Here is a 19,081-nt window from a genome sequence, read left to right as displayed (position 1 = left end):
CAGCACGCAGATTCAGCGGGTTCTATCGTGTCGGTCGTGGCGTACGTGCGGACGGTGAGGACGGCGTCTGGGGCGCGGGCGGTGCAGATTGTGCATCCCCAGCGGCGGGGTTCGCGGGACATCGAGCACATCGGGTCCGCGCACACGGACGCGGACCTGGAGCTACTCAAGGCGGTAGCCGCGGCAGCGGCTCGCCGCGGGGCAGTCGACCAACTGGCTACAACCTTCGGGCAGAGACGACAGGTCGGGGATCAGTTCAGCGTGCACCTGGAGGGCAAGGAGGTGCCATGGCCGACTCGGCCGACCTATCTGCTTGACCTGCCGACGCGGAATCCCTCCCAGTTCCCTCGCCGTAAACCCTCAGATCCTCGATGGGTCTGGGACGGATATCGCTGAACCAGCCGCGTCTAGTCCTTTGAGCAGACGCGTACTCCCTCAAAGTGCCACAATGGCCGCCGTCTCCGCTGGCAGCTGGATCCGGTCCCGCATCACCGTGACCCCCTCCCCCGTGGCCAGCAACACCCGGCGCGCCACCCCCGGCAGCGAGATCCCCTGCCCCCGCCCAGCCAAATTAGCTACCACGAGCGTGTCCCCCCGCCGCATCAGCAGGAACTGATCTCCATGCTGCACGCTGACCGCGTGCAGCCGAGGGTCAGAGAGATCCGGAAGAGACCGCCGCAGCGCGATCAGCCGCTGATAGAACGAGAACATCTCCCGATGCTCAGGTTTGTCCAGCTCCGCCCAGTCCAACCGCGACCGCACAAACGTCTGCGGATCCTGCGGATCGGGCACGTCCCCCTCCGGCCACCCGTGCGCCGCGAACTCCCGCCGCCGCCCGGTAACCACCGCAGTAGCCAACTCCGGCTCGGGATGCGACGTGAAGAACTGCCACGGCGTAGACGCCGCCCACTCCTCCCCCATGAACAGCATCGGCGTAAAGGGCGCGGTCAGCAGCAGCACTGCACCCACGCGCAGCAGAGAGGGCGACAGCGAAGCAGAGATCCGGTCACCGGTAGCCCGGTTGCCGATCTGGTCGTGGTTCTGCAGGTACGCCACCAGCCGGTGCCCCGGCACCCGCGGGTCCAGAGGCCGCCCGTGGTGCCGCTTGCGGAAGCTGGACCAGGTGCCCGCGTGGAAGAAGCCGCCGGTGAGCACGTCCGTCAGTGCCTCCAGCGAGCCGAAGTCGCCGTAGTAGCCCTGCCGCTCCCCCGTCAGCAGCGTGTGCAGGGCGTGGTGGGCGTCGTCGTTCCACTGCGCGTGCAGCCCGAAGCCGCCCGCCTCCCGAGGGGTGATCAGCCGTGGATCGTTGAGGTCGGATTCGGCGATCAGGGACAGCGGGCGGCCCAGGTGGGTGGAGAGCGCCTCGACCTCGATGGCCAGCTCTTCGAGTAGCGGAACCGCGCGGGTGTCGGGCAGCGCGTGCACGGCGTCCAGGCGCAGCCCGTCGACGTGGTAGTCGCGCAGCCACATCAGGACGCTGTCGATGATGTAGCGGCGTACCTCGTCGGAGTGCGGGCCGTCCAGGTTGATCGAGCGTCCCCAGCTGTTGCTCTGCTCGGCGAGGTAGGGCCCGAACCGCGGCGCGTAGGCCCCGGAGGGCCCGAAATGGTTGTAGACGACGTCGAGGATCACCCCCAGCCCCTTGGCGTGGGCAGCGTCGACGAGCCGTTTCAGCCCGTCCGGGCCGCCGTAGGGCTGGTGCGGTGCGTACCAGCAGACGCCGTCGTACCCCCAGTTGTGTTCGCCGTTGAAGGCGTTGACCGGGAGCAGTTCGATCAGGTCGACGCCGAGGGAGACGAGGTGGTCGAGGCGGTCGATGGCCGCGTCGAAGGTGCCCTCCGGGGTGAAGGTGCCGATGTGCAGCTCGTAGAGGATGCTGCCGCGCAGTTGCCGGCCCGTCCACGAGCCGTCGGTCCATTCGAAGGCGGCGTGGTCGTAGCGTCGGCTCGGCCCGTGCACACCAGCAGGCTGCCACGGCGACCGGGGGTCGGGCAGCGGGGTTTCGTCGTCGTTCAGCAGAAAGGAGTAGTCGAGCCCGGCGTCGGGCACCTCTACCCGCCACCAGCCGTCCGGGGCGGCGCGCATCTCGTGGTCGCCGTCGCCGGGCAGGCGCAGCCGGACCCGGGTGGCGTCGGGCGCCCACACGGTGAATTCGGTCATCACGCAGCCTCCACGGAAGCGGTGGGAGCCAGCAGAGCGACGGGATAGTCGGCCAGAAGGTCGTCCAGAGGAGTCTCCCCGCCACTGTAGACCCGGCCGGTGAACAGGTCCTTCACCTCGTTAACAGGAAGCGACAGGACTGTGTCGCACCACCCACCGGCGCGGGCCAGGCCCAGCGGCAGCCGGGTGGCCACCGCGATCGCGCCGCCGCGGTCGAAGGCCACCACGTGCCGCCCCACCGGCCCGTGCGCCGGCACCGGCCGGTAGCCGGTGAACAGCTCCGGGTGCGCCCGGCGCAGCCGCAGGGTCCGCGAGACCACCAGGAGCTTCGCGGCGCCGCTGTCGTCCACCGGCGGACGCCAGCCGCCGTCCAGACGCGCCAGCAACTCCCGGCGTACGGAGAAGTCGACCGGGCGGCGGTTGTCGGGATCGACGAGGGAGTTGTCCCACAGCTCGGTGCCCTGGTACGTGTCCGGAACCCCGGGCATGGCGAGCTGCACCAGCTTCTGGCTCAACGAGTTGCACCAGCCGGCCGGGGTGATCGCCGCCGCGAACTCGGTCAGCTCGTCGTGCAGGCTCGGGTCGTCGTACATCTGGTCGACCACGGCGTGCATCGCCTGCTCGAAGACCGCGTCGGGGTCCGCCCAACTGGTCGAGGTCGAGGCCTCCCGGGCGGCCTTCTCGACGTACGCGTGCAGCCGGTCCCGTTCGATCGGCCAGGCGCCGACGGCGGTCTGCCAGAGCAGGTGGGCGAAGGCCGGATCGGGCAGCGGGGCGTACGCCATCCAGGCGGTGACCTGCTCGCCCCAGCGTTGCGGCAGCTCGCTGAGCACCGCCATCCGCGCGCGGACGTCCTCGCTGCGCTTGGTGTCGTGGGTGGAGAAGGTGGTCATGCTGGTCGGCCAGCGGACCTGCCGGGCGGTCGCGAAGCGGTGGAACTCCGCCGGCGGCACCCCGAAGTGGGCGGGGCTGCCGCCGACCTCGTTGAGCGCCACGAACCGGCTCCACCGGTAGAACGCGGTGTCCTCCACGCCCTTGGCCATCACCGCGCCGGTGAACTGGGGGAAGCGCTGAGCCAGCTCGTCGTCGGGGTCGCGCAGCCGGCGGGTGAGAGCGTCCAGGGCATTGGCCAGGTCTGGGCGGCGTCGGCCCGCCTCGGAGCGGGCGGCGGCGAGGTGCCGGGCGCCGTGCGGCGGGTAGCCCCGGTAGACGGCGAACGCGGCGGCCAGCTCGGCGAGCGCCGCCCGCGCCTGCTCGCGCGGCACCTCGGGGGCGAGCGCGGCCAGCCGGGTCAGCTCGGCGGCGAGCAGCCGGGTGGCGGCGGCCAGCTTGGTGTCGTGGGTGAGGTTCTCCCAGGAGGTGTGGCGCCCGACGAGGCGGGTGTCCAGCACCTCGAAATCGCCCTCGGCGTCGGGGTCGACGAAGAGCCCGTTGACCGCAGCGAGGGCGTCGTAGCCGGTGGTGCCGTCCACCGGCCAGTCCGGCAGCTCCTCGCCGTACTCCAGGATCTTCTCCACGATCAGCCAGGCCTGCGGCGCGGCGGCCCGCAGCCGGGTCAGGTAGCCGGCCGGGTCGCGCAGCCCGTCCGGGTGGTCGACCCGGATGCCGTCGACCTCCCCGGCGGCGGCCCAGCGCAGGATCAGTTCGTGGGTGGCGGCGAACACCGCCGGGTCCTCCACCCGCAGCCCGGCCAGGTCCGAAACGGCGAAGAACCGGCGGTACGTCAGCTCGGCGTCGCCGCGCCGCCAGGAGACCAGCTCGTAGTTCTGCCGGTCGTGCACCTCGCGCGCGCTGCCGTCGCCGGTGCCGTCGGCGACCGGGAACCGGTGCTCGTGGTAGCGCAGCTCCCCGTCGACGAGCTTCAGGTCATCCAGAGCGTCCGGCGCGTCGGCCAGCACCGGCAGCAGCAGCCGGCCCCGGTCCCAATCGATGTCGAACCAGTCGGTGTACGTCGAGGCGCGCCCCCGGCGCAGCACGTCCCACCAGGCAGGGTTGGCCGGTGGTACGGCCACCCCGGCGTGGTTGGGCACGATGTCGACGACCAGGCCGAGCCCGGCGGCGGCCAGCGCGCGCAGCAGCCGCTGCCGGCCCGCCTCGCCGCCCAGCTCCGGGTTGACCGCCCGGTGGTCGACCACGTCGTAGCCGTGCGCGGAGCCGGGGGTCGCGGTCAGCAGCGGGGCGCTGTAGAGGTGGCTGACGCCGAGGTCGGCGAGGTAGTCGACGAGGTCGGCGGTGGCGTCCAGGTCGAAGCCGGGGCGGACCTGCACCCGGTACGTGGTCCGGACAGGGTTGGTCGCGGTCGTCGTCTGGTCGGTGTGAGGGGGCACCGCCATCTCAGATCGTCCTCTCCAGCACCAGCAGGGAGCGGTCCGGCACCCGGACGGTGCCGCCCGCGCTGATCACCATGACGTCGTCCGGTTCGGGTTCGGCGGTGCTGATCACCCGTTCCCACTTCTGGCCGTACTCGCTGCCGGGCAGGGTGAAGTCCAGCGGCGCGTCGTGGGCGTTGAAGCAGAGCAGGAACGAGGCGTCGTGGTGCTTCTGGCCGTACTGGCCGCGCTCACGGATGCCCTCGCCGTTGACGAAAAGCGCCACCGAGCGGCCGAAGTCGTTGCCCCAGTCGTCGCCGGTCATCTCCCGCCCGTCCGGGGTGTACCAGGCCAGGTCGGGCAGCGGCTCGTCGACCTCGCGGCCGCCGACCGGCAGGCCGGTGAAGAACCGGCGGCGGCGGAACACCTGGTGCCGGGCGCGGAACGCGGTCAGCGTCCGCACGAACTCCAGCAGGTGCTGATCGGCGTTGTCCCAGTCGACCCAGGCCAGCTCGCTGTCCTGGCAGTACGCGTTGTTGTTGCCGTGCTGGGTGCGGCCCATCTCGTCGCCGTGCCCGATCATCGGCACGCCCTGCGAGAGCATCAGGGTGGCCAGGAAGTTGCGCCGCTGCTTGGCCCGCAGGGCGAGCACCGCCTCGTCGTCGGTGTCGCCCTCGACACCGCAGTTCCACGAGCGGTTGTGGCTCTCGCCGTCCCGGTTGTCCTCGCCGTTGGCCTCGTTGTGCTTGTCGTTGTACGACACCAGATCGTTGAGCGTGAACCCGTCGTGGACGGTGACGAAGTTGATGCTGTGGAAGGGCCGGCGCCCGTCGTCCTGGTAGAGGTCGGCGGAGCCGGAGATCCGGGACGCGAACTCGGCCAGGGTCGCCGGCTCACCGCGCCAGAAGTCCCGCACGGTGTCGCGGTACTTGCCGTTCCACTCGGTCCACACCGGCGGGAAGTTGCCCACCTGGTAGCCGCCGGGGCCGACGTCCCACGGCTCGGCGATCAGCTTGACCTGGCTGACCACCGGGTCCTGCTGCACCACCTCGAAGAAGGTGGAGAGCCGGTCCACCGCGTAGAACTCGCGGGCCAGGGTGGCGGCCAGGTCGAAGCGGAAACCGTCGACGTGCATCTCCTGCACCCAGTAGCGCAGCGAATCCATGATCAGCTGAAGCGAGTGCGGGCTGCGCACGTTGAGGCTGTTGCCGGTGCCCGTGTAGTCGACGAAGTAGCGGCGGTCCTCCTCGCTGAGCCGGTAGTAGCTGGGGGCGTCCACGCCCTTGAAGCTCAGCGTCGGGCCGAGGTGGTTGCCCTCGGCGGTGTGGTTGTAGACCACGTCGAGGATGACCTCGATGCCGGCCGCGTGCAGCGCCTTGACCATGCCGCGGAACTCCTGCACCTGCTGACCCAGCCGGCCCAGCGCGGAGTAGCCGTGGTGCGGGGCGAAGAAGCCGATGGTGTTGTAGCCCCAGTAGTTCCGCAGCCCCAGGTCGACCAGCCGGTGGTCGTGGATGAACTGGTGCACCGGCATCAGCTCGATGGCGGTCACCCCGAGCCGGGTCAGGTGCTCGATCATCGGCGGGGAGGCGATGCCGGCGTACGTGCCGCGCAGCTCCTCGGGGATGTCCGGGTGGCGCATGGTCAGCCCGCGTACGTGCGCCTCATAGATCACCGAGTGGTGGTACGGGGTGCGCGGCGGCTTGTCGTTGCCCCAGTCGAAGTACGGGTTGACCACCACCGACTTCGGCATGAACTGCGCCGAGTCTGTCTCCGACATCCGCTCCGGGTGGTCCAGGTCGTAGTCGTAGACCGCCGGATCCCACGACACGTCGCCGTCGATCGCCTTGGCGTACGGGTCGAGCAGCAGCTTGTGGGGGTTGCAGCGCAGCCCGTTCGCCTGGTCGTACGGCCCGTGGACCCGGTAGCCGTAGCGCTGGCCCGGCTCGATGCCCGGCAGGTACGCGTGCCAGACGTAGGCGTCAACCTCGCGCAGCTCGACCCGCAGCTCCGCGCCGGTGTCCCACTCGTCGAAGAGGCACAGCTCGACCCGCTCGGCCAGCTCCGAGAAGATGGCGAAGTTGGTGCCCATCCCGTCGTAGGTGGCGCCCAGGGGGTACCGCTCGCCCGGCCAGACCTGCATGTCGCTCCTTCAGACCATGGTCATGTGCGCACTGCGCCACGAGCGCACCGGCAAGGGTCGCCAGCGCGCACGCCGGTATTGCCCCACGCCCCGCCGCGCCAATCCATCCTTTCAGTCGGTGCCCGGAATCCACCTGTCTGATGCGCGCTAAACCTTCAGGTGTCTTCCGTCACCTTGGCCGTTCTCGGGATGCGCTACCGCGCTCGATGGCCTTTGCTTGTTCGGGGACGCGCCCGCGCGTACCCCACTCGGCCTTCGGCCACCCCGCCACCTCCCGCTTCGCCGCCACCGATGCCGGCGCGTACCACCATGCATGGACGGAGATTGATGTGACCACCCTGCGGGTCGGCGAGCAGCTCGCTGGCGCCACGGACCGGGTCCACCGGCCCACCCTGACCTCCCGGCCCCAGCTCCCGGCGCAGCCCGGCCCGGGGGTGCCGCCGCAGACCCGCCGCATCCTGATGCTGTCGTGGGAGTACCCGCCGGTGCTCGTCGGCGGCCTCGGCCGACACGTCCACGCACTGTCCGTCGCCCTCGCCGCCGCCGGCCACGAGGTCACCGTCGTCACCCGCCACGCCGAGGGCGCACCCCTGGAGGAGTACGCCGACGGCGTGCGCATCCTGCGCGCCCCCGAAGACCCCGTCACCTTCCCCCTGGCCACCAACTCCCTGCTGGCCTGGACCATGGCCTTCAACCACACCCTCACCCGCACCGCCCTGCGCGCCACCCAGGCCGGCACCTACGACGTCATCCACGCCCACGACTGGCTCGTCGCCCACACCGCCATGACACTGCGCGAGCACCTGGACATCCCACTGGTCAGCACCATCCACGCCACCGAAGCCGGCCGCCACCAGGGCTGGCTGCCCGAAGAGATGAACCGCACCATCCACGGCGTCGAACACTGGCTCAGCAACGAGTCCACCCGCGTGATCACCTGCTCCGGATACATGCGCGAGCAGGTGATCGCACTGTTCGGCGTGCCGGGCGGCCGGGTCGACGTGGTGGCCAACGGCGTGGAGGCACACCGCTGGCGAGTGCCGGCGGCCGCGGTGAGCGCCGCCCGGGCCCGGTTCGCCGGTGACGGCCCGCTGGTCACCTTCGCCGGCCGGCTGGTCTATGAGAAGGGCGTCCAGCACCTGATCGCCGCGCTGCCCCGGCTGCGCGAGCGGCACCCCGGGCTGCGCGTGGTGATCGCCGGCGACGGCCCGTACCGCGCGGAGCTGGAGGCCGAGGTCCACCGCCGCGGCCTGGGCGGCATGGTCTCCATGCCCGGCTTCCTGGGCGGCACCGACCTGCCGGCGCTGATGGCCGCCTCGGACTGCTTCGCGGTGCCGAGCATCTACGAGCCGTTCGGGATGGTGGCCCTGGAGGGCGCCGCCGCCGGTGCCCCGCTGGCGGTGGCCGCCACCGGCGGCCTCGCGGAGATCGTCGAGCCCGGGGTGACCGGGATGACCTTCCAACCGCACGACCCGGACGGACTGACCGAGGCCGTGCACGCGCTGCTGTCGGACCGGGACCGCGCCCGCGCCCTGGCCCGCCGCGCGCGGCGGATGGTGCACGACCAGTACGGCTGGTCGGCCATCGCCCAGCGCACCGTCGCCAGCTACGCCGCCGCCACCGCCAACGACGCCGCGTTCACCGCCCAGCGCGCCGAGCAGCGCATGTCCCAGGGTCGCTCCCTCCCCGCCCTCCCCACCGGCAACCTGCTGGCCGCCGCCGGCCTGCGCTGACCGGGGCTGCTGCTCGCTGATCGACTCCGTTCCGCCGACATCGGGGTGTCCCTACGCCGGGATACGCCGATGTCGGCGTCATGGCGGATCTCGCAGCCATACGAAACCGATGGCTTGCGAAAGCATGTCTTTGTATTAGGGTGAGGGCATGCCTTCCTCGCTCGTGGCACCTGGCCCAGACCTCGATTTGGCCTTCGCCGCTCTCGGTGACCCCGTCCGTCGCGCCCTGGTGACTCGTCTCGCCCGGAGTGATGCCACGGTGGGAGAGCTGGCTGAACCGTTCGACCTGACCCCACAGGCGATCTCCCACCACGTGGGTGTCCTGCGGCGGTGCGGCCTGGTCGAGCAGCGACGCGAAGGCACCAGACGCCCCTGCCGGCTGCGGGCCGATCAGCTGTCGCTGCTCAGCACGTGGATCGACGACCAGCGCCGCGCCTGGGACGACCGCCTCGACGCCCTCGAGCAGCACCTCAGGGACGAGGGAGCGGCCCGATGACCGCCAGCGCGGAGCTACGCGGCGACGAACTGATCGCCAGGCGCCGCCTCCCGGCCGACCCGGAGCGCGTCTGGGACGCCTTCACGTCGCCGGCGAGCATCGCGGCGTTCTGGGGCGGCTCACATGCCACCGTGCCCCCTGAGTCGGTGACCGTCGACCTGCGTCCCGGCGGAGAGTTCGCACTCGACACCCGCGCACCGGACGGCGCAACCCGCCGGCTCCGGTTCGTCTACGTGAGCATCGCCGCACCGCGCGAACTCGTGTTCGACGAGCCCGTCACCGGCCTCCGCACGACCGTGACCGTCCAGCCCGCCGACGACGGCACGGACCTCACCGTCCACCAGCGTCGACTTCCCCCCGAGCTCCGGATCACCCAAGCGGCGGACGGGCTCGCCTCGATCCTCGACGCTCTCGCCACACACCTGCAGCACCGCGAGGCCACACCAGAGTGGAGAACGTCATGACGCAAACGACCCAACGGGACCTCGTCGCGGAGTACTTCGACGGATTCCGGACCAGCGACCACCCGCGAATCCTCGCGACCCTCACCGACGACGTCGAGTGGGTCATCCACGGCCACCGGACCACTCGTGGCAAGGCGGAGTTCGACGGCGAGATCGAGAATCCTGCGTTCACCGGCAGCCCCGAGCTCGACGTCCACCGCGTCCACGAGGACGGCCCGGTCGTCGTCACCACGGGCGAGGGCCGCGGCGCCAGCGTCGAGCACGGGCCGTTCCGGTTCGCCTTCAACGACCTGTTCACGTTCCGCGACGGGCTCATCGCCCGCGTCGACTCCTACCTCGTACCGCTGCCCTGAAGTCGTCCCGCTGCCTTGACTCTGAACGGACACCAGCGCTCCGACGCGAGCGTGCGAGGTCGGCACCGGCCCGCCGGGTCTGTCAGAATGTGCGCGTGCCTCGCCCTGTCGACGCCCTGGATTCCGCCTTCCCGGTTGCCGCCTCGATCGCGCTGGACCTGATCCGGCGCCCCGAGGTGTCCGACCAGTGGTCGAGCCCGAGCGCACTGCCGCACCTGTCCGTGGGAGCTCTGGCGTGCCACCTGGGACGTCAGGCGGTACGGGCGGCGGAGCTGCTGCCGACCGCGACCGACCTGCCGCTCCTGGAATCGGCTGACGACCACTACGAACGGGCCGCCTGGGTGACCGCTGGGCCTCCGGACGAGAATTCGGTGGCCGCAGGCCCGGACGAAGCCGAAGCGGCGCAGGGACCAGCGGACCTGCATGCCCGCTCGGCCGTCGCGCTCGAAGAGGTGGGCGACCTGCTCTCGCGAGGGGCGGCCCGCGATATCGTGCCGATCCCGTGGCAGGGCTGGTCGCTGCGGCGCGGCGACTTCCTGCTCACGCGCCAGCTCGAGATCGTGGTCCACGCCGACGACCTCGCGGTGAGCGTCGGCGTGCCCACGCCGGCGTTTCCGGCGGAAGTGTTCGACCCCGTGCGCGACCTGCTGGTGCGCTTGGCCGTACGCCGTCACGGCCAGTCCGCGGTGATCAGCGCGCTGAGCCGCAGCGAGCGAAGGCGGGACATCTCCGCCTTCTGACGGCCGACACGTCGGCGGCCGCCCGGCGAGCTCGCACGGGCCCCGCAACCCGTCGGCCACCTACAACCCAGCAGTCCCTGTAGAGCTGCCCCAGAAGTGGGGCGGGCGGCCACCCGGAGGCCCGACTGGGGTGCGGGTCGTCCGAAGGCGCGGGGTCGTCCGAAGGCCCGGGTCGTCCGAAGGCCCGGGTCATCCGAAGGCCCGGGTCATCCGAAGGCCCGGGTCATCCGAAGGCCCGGGTCATCCGGGAGGCCCTGAAGGACTGGCACCGCCGCTTGACCGACTCCGTTTCACCGAAGTCGGGGTATCCCCAGCGCCCGGATACCCCGACTTCAGCGATATGGAGTCGATCATCGCGGGACCCGCCTCCATCGGCGCGGGACGACCGTCCGGCGCGGACCAACCGCGCAGAACGGACGGCCGACGGCCCGATCACCGTGCCGAGGGCTGCGGCCGCGCCCCGCGTGGGTGCGACCAGGCGGATCGACCAGGTCAGAACGCGACCAGGTCAGCACGCGGGCGGTCGGAACGCCGCCAGGACGAAACGCGCCCCGGTCAGAACGTGCCACGTCAGAACGCCGCCAGGCCAGAACGCGCCAGGTCAGAGCACAGCCAGGACGAAACGCGGCCAGGTCAGAGCCGGCCAGGACGAAACGCGGGCAGGTCGGGACGCGGGCAGGTCGGGACGCGGGCAGGTCGGGAGGCGACCAGGGTGGCGTGGACGGGCGCCGGGCAACCGGGTCAGCGTTTTGGCGTAGGCGCGCGCCGGGGCAACCGGGTCGGTGGTTTCGATGCGGCGTCGCCCCGGAAATGGGGCAGGTCTACAGGGGCCGGAACAGGGACCACGGCGGAGGCGGCAGCTGCGACGCGAACGGCTGGAAAGGCGGCAGGCCGCCGACCCGGGTTGGGGTCGACGGCCTGCCGGCGGTGCGTCGTGGAGGTCAGCGGTCGGCGAAGGGGACGTAGTCCCGCTCGGCGGAGCCGACGTAGACCTGCCGCGGGCGGCCGATCTTCGTCTCCGGGTCGTTGATCATCTCGCGCCACTGGGCGATCCAGCCGGGGAGCCGGCCGAGCGCGAAGAGCACCGTGAACATCTTCGTCGGGAAGCCCATGGCCTTGTAGATCAGGCCGGTGTAGAAGTCCACGTTCGGGTAGAGCCGGCGGGAGACGAAGAAGTCGTCGGCGAGCGCGATCTCCTCCAGCTCCATGGCGATGTCCAGCAGCGGGTCCGGCTTGGCCATCCGGCCCAGCACGTCCTGCGCGGCCTTCTTGACGATCGCCGCCCGCGGGTCGTAGTTCTTGTAGACCCGGTGGCCGAAGCCCATCAGCTTGACGCCGTCCTGCTTGTCCTTGACCTTGCGGACGAAGGACCGGACATCGCCGTCGCCGGCGTGGATCTGCTGGAGCATCTCCAGCACGGCCTGGTTGGCGCCGCCGTGCAGCGGGCCGAACAGGGCGTTCACACCGGCGGAGACCGAGGCGAACAGGTTGGCGTTGCTGGAGCCGACCAGCCGGACGGTCGAGGTGGAGCAGTTCTGCTCGTGGTCGGCGTGCAGGACGAAGAGCATGTCCAGCACCTTCGACATCACCGGGTCGACCTCGTACGGCTCCGCCGGCACGCCGAACGTCATCCGCAGCAGGTTGTCCACGTACCCCAGCGAGTTGTCCGGGTACAGCAGCGGCTGCCCGATGGACTTCTTGTAGGCGTACGAGGCGATGGTGGGGACCTTCGCCATGAGCCGGACCGTCGAGATCTCCACGTGCTCGGAGTCGAACGGGTCCAGGCTGTCCTGGTAGAAGGTGGAGAGGGCGCTGACCGCCGAGGAGAGCACGGCCATCGGGTGGGCGTCCCGCGGGAAGCCGTCGAAGAAGCGGCGCATCTCCTCGTGCAGCAGCGAGTGCCGCCGGATCCACTCGGTGAACTCGGTCAGCTGCTGCTCGGTCGGCAGCTCACCGTAGATGAGCAGGTACGAGACCTCCAGGAAGGAGGACTTCTCGGCCAGCTGCTCGATCGGGTATCCCCGGTAACGCAGGATCCCCGCGTCTCCGTCGATGTAGGTGATCGCGGATGAGGCAGCCGCGGTGTTGACGAAACCGGGGTCGTACGTTGTCATTCCGGTTTCTTTCAGCAGCTTGCTCACCCCGATACCGGCGGGGCCCTCGACCGCGGGATGCACCGGCATCGACAGCTGCCCACCGGGGTGATCGAGCTTGACTTCCGTCATGTGGTTCCTCGCTTCGCCGGCAGATCTACGTTGAATTGCCTTCGCTTCTACCGTAATTGCGGCTCGGTGGACACCGCCCGCCGTGGTTCGGCGGTGAGGTATGCGTCACCCGATTCCCGACCGGGCAGCCGGGAAACCCTGCGTCCCGGTCGCCGGGACGAGCGCTGAGCCCGCTCAGGACAGCGCAAGGCGACGCAGCGTACCGTCCGCCGCGACCTGGTAGACGTCGAGCTGGTTGGTGCCGGCCCGGAACAGCTGGTCGTCGGTGAGCAGCGCGGCGAACCGGCGTCCGCCGGGATCGGCCGGCACCACCGGGACCACCGCCCCGATCCGGCCGTTGACCGCCACCGCCAGCAGCGTGCCGTCCGGTATCTGGTCCGGTACGTCACCCCAGACCAGCGCCGGGAGGGTGCCGGTGTCCGGGTCGGTCGCCCGGAACGCGGCCAGGTCGGCAACCCTGGCGCTGCCCCCGGCCGGGCCGGCGCGGACCTCGGTGCCCACGAGGCGGTGCGGCGGCGGCAGCGGCGGTGGGGCGGGCACCCCGCCGGGGAAGGTGACCGGTTCGCCGGGGCGGTCGTAGAAGTGCTTCGTGCCGTCTGTGCGCGGGGCCTGCCGGGCGGAGCGGCCGTCGACCCGCCAGGGCAGCCGGATGCCAGCCTCGTCGGCCATGGTCGGCAGCAGGTCGACGTGTTCCCAGTTGCGGTCGTCCACCCGGCCGGTCTGCTGCCGGGGCTCCTTGACGAACATCGGCACCCACGCCACCTCGCCGGCGGCCGCCTTGATCGCGTCCATCCCCCGGCCCTGGGCGCCCGCGCGGAAGCTCACCCCGTGGTCGGCGGTGACCACCACGAGGGCCTGGTCGTAGAGGCCGCTGGCGCGCAGCGTGCGCAGCGTCTCGCCGATCAGCCGGTCGGTGTAGCCGAGTTGGGCGAGGTGGCGCTGCCGGGCCAGCTCGACCCAGCCGGCGCCGTCGTTGGGCAGGTCCTCGGGGGCGTCGTAGCGCGCCCCGGACGGCAGGTACGCCCACGGTGAGTGCGGCATCAGCAGGTGCAGGAAGTGCAGGGCGGGTCGGGATGCCGGCTTCAGCCCGGCCAGGAAGCTGGTGAACCGGGCCGGCTGGTTGTCGTCCAGGCTGTCCCAGCGGAACTTCGGGTCGGCGGGAACCGGCTCGGCGGCGTCCAGTCCGGCCTCGGCGCGGGTCTGCTCCCGGTAGGAGTCCTCCGGGTCCACCTGGGTCTCGGTCGGCCCGGCGACCTGGCCGAGCAGCTTGCCGGTCTCCCGCACCAGCACGCCGAGCCCCTGCTCCGGGGCGACCGGCTGCTCGCAGCGACTGGGCGGGCAGAGCCGGGTGATGCTCTCCTCGGCGCGGATGTCGTACAGGCCGCCGAAGGCGGTGAAGATGTTGTCCGGGTACTGCGAGTAGTGCGGGGCGACCGCCCGCGCCGGGTACCGGCCGGTGAGCATCGCCGGCAGCGCGTTGGGGGTCCAGCCGCTGACTCCGGTGGCGTTGCGGTACCAGGTCGAACCACCGGCCAGTTCGGCGAAGTGCGGGTACCGGCCCGCGTCGATCCGCCCGTCGGCGCCGAGCAGGCTGACCAGCGGCAGCTCGTCGAGGATCAGCATGACCACCGGCGGGTGTCCCCCGGTGCCCTGCGCGGTGCCGGCCGCGCCGCCGTCGCCGCGCGGCAGCACCACCGCCGAGGTGGGTGAGCCGAGCAGGAAGAGCGCCACGAAGGCCACCGGTCCGACGGCGGCCAGCCGCAGCGCCCGGCCCGGTGCCCGCCACCGCCGGTGCGCGGCCGCGCCGGCCACGCCGGCCAGGCCGGCGACGAGCAGCAGGGGTACGCCCCGAAGCGGCGTCACGTGCCGGCCCACCTGCACGGCCAGCGCGGCCAGCAGCAGCCCGATCAGCCCGGTGTGGGTGAGCGCGCGGGCGGTCCGGCCGGCGAGCCGACTCAGCGAACCGAGCAGCGCCACCGGCACGGTGGGCACCACCGCCACCAGGGCGACCAGCAGCAGGATCTGTCCCGGGTCGGCCCGGTGGAACAGGAAGAAGTCGGGGCTGCGACCGAGCACGTCCAGCAGCGGCTGGGTGACCACCAGCCCGACCAGGGCCACGACCTCCAGCAGGCGGCCCAGCTCTCCGCGCCAGCCCCGGTCCCACCGCCCGGTCACCGGCGTTCCGGCCGGCGGGTCCGGTGGGGGTGCCGACGCTGGCTCAGCCACCCATCACCGCCCGGTACAGCGTGCGCGTGCCCGAGGGCAGCTCCAGACGATCGGTGACCCGGCCCCGGCCCGCGAGCAGGCGCTCGAAGGTGTCGCGCCGGTAGTCCGGAAAGAGGCCCTCGGGCTTGTTGGCGAGCAGTCGGCGGGCCATCGGGTCCTCCGGATGCACGAACTCCACCACCACCGCACCGCCCGGCGCGGTCAGCCCCGCCAGCCAGTCGATCACCTCCGGCAGCGGCACGTTGCGTCCGATCGCCAGGTGATGCACCACCGCCAGGGCGAGCACCGCGTCCGCGGACGCCCGGTCGGCGAAGCCGGCGCGCTCGACGCCCCGCCAGCCGCCACCGGGCGACGGGTCGGCCAGATCCAGCACCAACGGCAGGATCCGGCGGTGACCCTCGGCCCGCAGCGCCCGGTACAGCTCGTCGACCACGGCGGGGTCCTGCTCGACGGCGACCACGTAGTCGGCGTGCCCGGCCGCCAACCGGGCGTATCGGCCGTCGTTGGCGCCCAGGTCGAGCACCAGGCGGGGCCGGGCGCCGGCGGTCAGCGCGGCGGACACGAACTGCTCCTTGGCCGCCCGGTCCTGCGCGGAGTAGCCGCAGGTGCGCTGGTAGTCCGACCAGTGGCTGCCCGCCGGGCGGCGGTCCAGCTTGCGGACGAGTTTCTCCATGCCACGCACGGTGGCCAGCAGCAGCTCCCGGGAGAAGCCGGCGGCGCGCAGCTGGGCCCGTACGTCGGTGGTGCTGGCGGCGGCGTTGCGCTGCTGCATCGCGCCGTGCAGGTGCAGGTGGGTCAGGACGCCGGGGCGCAGCCGGCGGGCTCCGGCGAAGATCGGGCGGAGCTGCTCGGCCTCGATGCCGTCGACCCGCGCGCGCAGCCAGGGCTGGAAGTCCACCCCCAGGTGGGCGGTGAGCAGCAACGGGTAGAGCACCGTCTGGCAGAACTGTCGGTAGCCGGCCCACGGCTCGCCCTCGCGTACCGGCTCGAAGGAGCCGATGTCGATGAAGACCGCTTCGGCGCCGCGCCACTGCAGGTTGTAGGCCGAGCCGTCCTTGGTGGTGAATCCGTCGGCGAGCGCGGCGCGCAGGATCTCCAGGTGCAGGACGGCGGCGTCGCGCAGCATGGTGAAGGACCACTCGTACGGGTGGGAGACGAACGGGATGCGTTCGTGGCGCAGCACCGCCGTCCACGGATCCCCGGCGGACGCGGGCACCAGCGCCGGTGGCGCGTCCTCGGTGGCGCAGACCTTGCCCGCGTCGACCAGCGCCGGAAAGAACGCGGTGGCCCGCAGCGCCCGCCAGTGTTCGGCGGCCTGCGCGTCCAGCCCGCGCAGCACCTCGTCCCCGACGTGGAAGACCCGGTTGGCCGGGTCGCGGAAGGAGGCCGGCTCGGGCCGGGCCTCCGCGGGTGAGATCGCCATCGCCGGGACGGACCGGTTCACCGCTGGTCGGTGGGCTGCCGGCGGAACCGGTCGACCAGGCGCCGCCAGTAGAGCTTGACGGCGACCGCGGCCCCGGCCACCCCGCCGACGACCGCCTGCACGATCAGGCTGCCGGACCCCGCGTCCAGGTAGGCCAGATGGATCACCGATCGCTCCTTACCCTCGCCCGTCTCGACACCGGCGTCCCGGGCGTACAGCGGTGAGGCTTTTGACCCAGAAAGCCGGACTTGTCTGCCACCGTACGCCGATCGTCCTCCCCGTACCGGACACATCGGTGTACTCCCAGCCTCGCCACAGAATGCGACCGCAGCGACCGCTTGGTCGGACGTGTCGCCGATCTAGACGAGTAAGTCCTAATCCTGGTCAGTGGTCGTAGGCGATCAAGGATCTGGTCAGGGGTTGTCCGGTGGCCCGGTTGTGCCAGATGGCGGCGGTCATGGCCAGGAGTCGTTGCGCGACGCGGGCGGCGACGCCTTCGATGCTGCGGCCGCCGTGTAGCTCGAGGTCGAGTTGGCCCTTGAGGGTGTCGTTGACCGACTCGATGAGTTGCCGGATCGGTTTGAGCAGGTGCTCGTCGGGGCGTGGGGTGCGGTTGCGGTAGGAAGGTCGTAGCAGGCGCACCCTGCGCTCGGCCAGCCAGCGATCCAGCTCGGCGGACGCGTAGCCTTTGTCCGCGATGATCAGCAAACCGGGGCGTTGGGCCACCAGGTCCGGGTCGTGTTCGAGTACGGCGGTCAGCACCTGCCGTTCGTCGACTTTCGGGCTGGCCAGGGCCCAGGTGACCGGCAGGCCGGCCGGGGTGCAGATCAGGTGTAGCCGCAGGCCCCAGAACCAGCGCGAGTGCGACGGGCAGTAGCCGTAGCTGGCCCATCGCGCCAACCGTGAGCGGCGCGCGGTGGGCCGGGACCGGCCGCACTCGACCGGGGTGGAGTCGAGCACCCAGGCGGAGTCGGTCCACAGGTCGGTGTCCGCGGCTACCGCTCTGATCGCCCGCTTGAGCAGCGGCAAGGCGGCTCGTGGGCGCTTGTTGTAGCCGGACTGGCCCGGCAGATAGGGAAACGCTGCGGGCAGATGCGCGGGAACGAACCGCAGCCAGCGGGCCTCGGACCGGATCCCGAGCAGCACCTGAGCCACCGCGAGTGTCAACAGCTCGGCGTCTGACAGCTTCGGTGGCCGACCGGACCTGCGGGGCTGCCCCAGCCAGTCGTCGATCTTCACGTACAGTGCGGTGAGAAGGGTGTTGATGTCTGTCGTCACAAACGGATCATCAACACCCTTCACTGCGTACGCAGCCCCGGACCGACTTAGGAATTACTCGTCTAGGCGTCAGCCGTGGGATTCGGCAGCCGGACGGTGAACACGGTCCGGCCCGGCCGGCTGTCCACCTCGACCGTGCCGCGGTGGGCCTCCACCACGGCCGCCACGATCGCCAGGCCGAGGCCGGTGCTGCCGTTCGCCCGGGACCGGGAGCTGTCGCCGCGGGCGAACCGCTCGAACACCTCCGGCTGCAGCTCCGTCGGCACTCCGGGCCCGTCGTCGGCGACGGTGAGCACGGCCGCGGCCCCCTCGACGGTCAGCGTGGTCGTCACCCCCGTGCCGGGCGGGGTGTGCACCCGGGCGTTGGTCAGAAGGTTCGCCACCACCTGGTGGAGCCGGGCGGCGTCGCCGGGGACCCGGATCACCACCTCGGGCAGGGCGAGCTGCCAGCGGTGCTCGGGGCCGGCCACGTGCGCGTCGCTGACCGCGTCCACCACCAAGGCGGACAGGTCGACCTGGTCGACCGCGAGCGGGCGGCCGGTGTCCAGCCGGGCCAGCAGCAGCAGGTCGTCGACGAGGCTGGTCATCCGGGTGCTCTCCGACTCCACCCGGCGCAGGGCGTGCGCCACGTCGGCGGGGACCTCGTCGCGGCCGCGCCGGGCCACCTCGGCGTACCCGCGGATCGCGGCCAACGGGGTGCGCAGCTCGTGGCTGGCGTCGGCGACGAACTGGCGTACCCGGGTCTCGCTGGCCTGCCGGGCGGCGAGCGCGTCCGCGACGTGGCCGAGCATCCGGTTCAACGCGGCCCCGACCTGGCCGACCTCGGTACGCGGGTCGGTGTTCGCGGCCGGGACCCGAACGGCGAGCGCCACCTCGCCGCGGTCCAGTGGCAGCTCGGTGACCCGGGTGGCGGTGGCGGCCACCCGGTTCAGCGGTCGCAGCGTGGCCCGGACGATCAGCGCGCCGGCGACCCCGGCGATGAGCAGCCCGACGGTGGCCACCCCGGCCTGCGCGGCGACCATCCACCAGACGGTCTCCCGCACGCCGGCCAGCGGCAGCGCGACGACCCGCACCCGCCCGTCGCGGAACTGCCGGGCGACGGCCCGGTACTCACCGCGCGCGCCGAGGTCGACGGTGCGCGGCTCGACGCCGACCGGCACGTCGGCCAACGCGGCGACCTCGTCGGCCGGGACGGGTGTCTCGTCGGGAAAGGGGTCCTCGCTGGACGGGCTGCGGGTCAGTGTGGACGCGGCCGTCACCCGATCGCCGGTGATGTCGGCTACCACGGTGCCGGGCGGCAATCCGGGCGGGATGGCCGGTCCGTTGCCCGGGAAGGCCGGCCGACCGGCGCCCCGCAGCACCGTCGCGGGGGCCAGTTGGGCGTCGAGCCGGTCGATCAGGAACTGCCGAAGCGCCACCGTGGTGAGCCCGCCGATGGTGACGCTGACCAGCGCGAGCAGCGAGACCAGGGCCAGCACCAGCCGGGTACGCAACGACCGGCCGGCCAGCCACCGGCGGGCGGCGCGCACCG

14 protein-coding genes and 1 pseudogene are annotated in these 19,081 nt (G+C 71.8%); 6 read left to right on the top strand and 9 right to left on the bottom strand.

Features of this window, described 5'->3' with window-relative positions; translation table 11 throughout:
- Positions 1-27 precede the first annotated feature (27 nt).
- Positions 28-205 (top strand): annotated as a pseudogene (locus BUS84_RS41160) (IS1634 family transposase); the annotation flags it as partial.
- Positions 206-435: 230 nt separating this feature from the next.
- On the opposite strand, the gene treZ reads toward BUS84_RS41160, so the two are convergent.
- The 3 genes from treZ to glgX are packed head-to-tail and all read right to left on the bottom strand — an operon-like array spanning position 436 to position 6,612.
- A complete protein-coding gene (gene treZ / locus BUS84_RS06100) occupies positions 436-2,160 on the bottom strand; it encodes a malto-oligosyltrehalose trehalohydrolase (protein ID WP_074309490.1) in 1,725 nt (574 codons plus the stop codon).
- Positions 2,160-4,493, bottom strand: coding sequence for a malto-oligosyltrehalose synthase (gene treY, locus BUS84_RS06095; RefSeq protein ID WP_074309489.1), 2,334 nt, complete (start codon positions 4,491-4,493; stop codon positions 2,160-2,162). Before treY ends, treZ begins: the two co-directional genes overlap by 1 nt.
- 1 nt (position 4,494) lies before the next feature.
- Positions 4,495-6,612: a glycogen debranching protein GlgX gene (gene glgX / locus BUS84_RS06090; RefSeq protein WP_074309486.1), complete on the bottom strand. Its 2,118-nt coding sequence runs from the start codon at positions 6,610-6,612 to the stop codon at positions 4,495-4,497.
- 329 nt (positions 6,613-6,941) lie between these two features.
- Between glgX and BUS84_RS06085 the strand changes: the two genes are divergently transcribed.
- From BUS84_RS06085 to BUS84_RS06065, 5 genes are all read left to right on the top strand, one after another.
- Positions 6,942-8,345, top strand: coding sequence for a glycosyltransferase family 4 protein (locus tag BUS84_RS06085; protein WP_074309484.1), 1,404 nt, complete (start codon positions 6,942-6,944; stop codon positions 8,343-8,345).
- A 148-nt stretch (positions 8,346-8,493) separates the two neighbouring features.
- Positions 8,494-8,841, top strand: coding sequence for an ArsR/SmtB family transcription factor (locus BUS84_RS06080; protein WP_074309482.1), 348 nt, complete (start codon positions 8,494-8,496; stop codon positions 8,839-8,841).
- Positions 8,838-9,305, top strand: coding sequence for an SRPBCC family protein (locus BUS84_RS06075; RefSeq protein WP_074309479.1), 468 nt, complete (start codon positions 8,838-8,840; stop codon positions 9,303-9,305). The genes BUS84_RS06080 and BUS84_RS06075 overlap by 4 nt, the downstream gene beginning before the upstream one ends.
- Positions 9,302-9,658, top strand: coding sequence for a nuclear transport factor 2 family protein (locus BUS84_RS06070; RefSeq protein ID WP_074309477.1), 357 nt, complete (start codon positions 9,302-9,304; stop codon positions 9,656-9,658). Before BUS84_RS06075 ends, BUS84_RS06070 begins: the two co-directional genes overlap by 4 nt.
- 95 nt (positions 9,659-9,753) lie before the next feature.
- The gene (locus tag BUS84_RS06065) at positions 9,754-10,398 is read left to right on the top strand and encodes a maleylpyruvate isomerase N-terminal domain-containing protein (RefSeq protein WP_244298400.1); all 645 of its coding nucleotides are present in this window, start codon (positions 9,754-9,756) and stop codon (positions 10,396-10,398) included.
- A 941-nt stretch (positions 10,399-11,339) separates the two neighbouring features.
- Here BUS84_RS06065 and BUS84_RS06060 read toward each other — a convergent pair.
- The 6 genes from BUS84_RS06060 to BUS84_RS06040 form a co-directional block, all read right to left on the bottom strand.
- Positions 11,340-12,623 (bottom strand): citrate synthase, encoded by a 1,284-nt coding sequence (locus BUS84_RS06060; protein ID WP_074309475.1) that lies wholly within the window; start codon positions 12,621-12,623, stop codon positions 11,340-11,342.
- Positions 12,624-12,797: 174 nt separating this feature from the next.
- Positions 12,798-14,849 (bottom strand): sulfatase-like hydrolase/transferase, encoded by a 2,052-nt coding sequence (locus BUS84_RS06055; protein ID WP_074309473.1) that lies wholly within the window; start codon positions 14,847-14,849, stop codon positions 12,798-12,800.
- Entirely contained in the window at positions 14,842-16,272 is a 1,431-nt protein-coding gene (locus tag BUS84_RS06050) for a class I SAM-dependent methyltransferase (protein ID WP_074312186.1), read from the bottom strand. Before BUS84_RS06050 ends, BUS84_RS06055 begins: the two co-directional genes overlap by 8 nt.
- Positions 16,273-16,289: 17 nt before the next feature.
- The gene (locus BUS84_RS38575; RefSeq protein ID WP_167627025.1) at positions 16,290-16,439 is read right to left on the bottom strand and encodes a hypothetical protein; all 150 of its coding nucleotides are present in this window, start codon (positions 16,437-16,439) and stop codon (positions 16,290-16,292) included.
- Between the two features lie 217 nt (positions 16,440-16,656).
- Positions 16,657-17,550: an IS982 family transposase gene (locus tag BUS84_RS06045; protein ID WP_074309471.1), complete on the bottom strand. Its 894-nt coding sequence runs from the start codon at positions 17,548-17,550 to the stop codon at positions 16,657-16,659.
- Between the two features lie 62 nt (positions 17,551-17,612).
- Positions 17,613-19,058, bottom strand: coding sequence for a sensor histidine kinase (locus BUS84_RS06040; protein WP_074312184.1), 1,446 nt, complete (start codon positions 19,056-19,058; stop codon positions 17,613-17,615).
- Positions 19,059-19,081 lie beyond the last annotated feature (23 nt).

The sequence above is a fragment of the Micromonospora cremea genome, from assembly GCF_900143515.1.
GTDB lineage: Bacteria > Actinomycetota > Actinomycetes > Mycobacteriales > Micromonosporaceae > Micromonospora > Micromonospora cremea.
The sequence above is the reverse complement of the archived record's forward strand: the minus strand, read 5'-3'. Positions and strand labels throughout refer to the sequence as shown.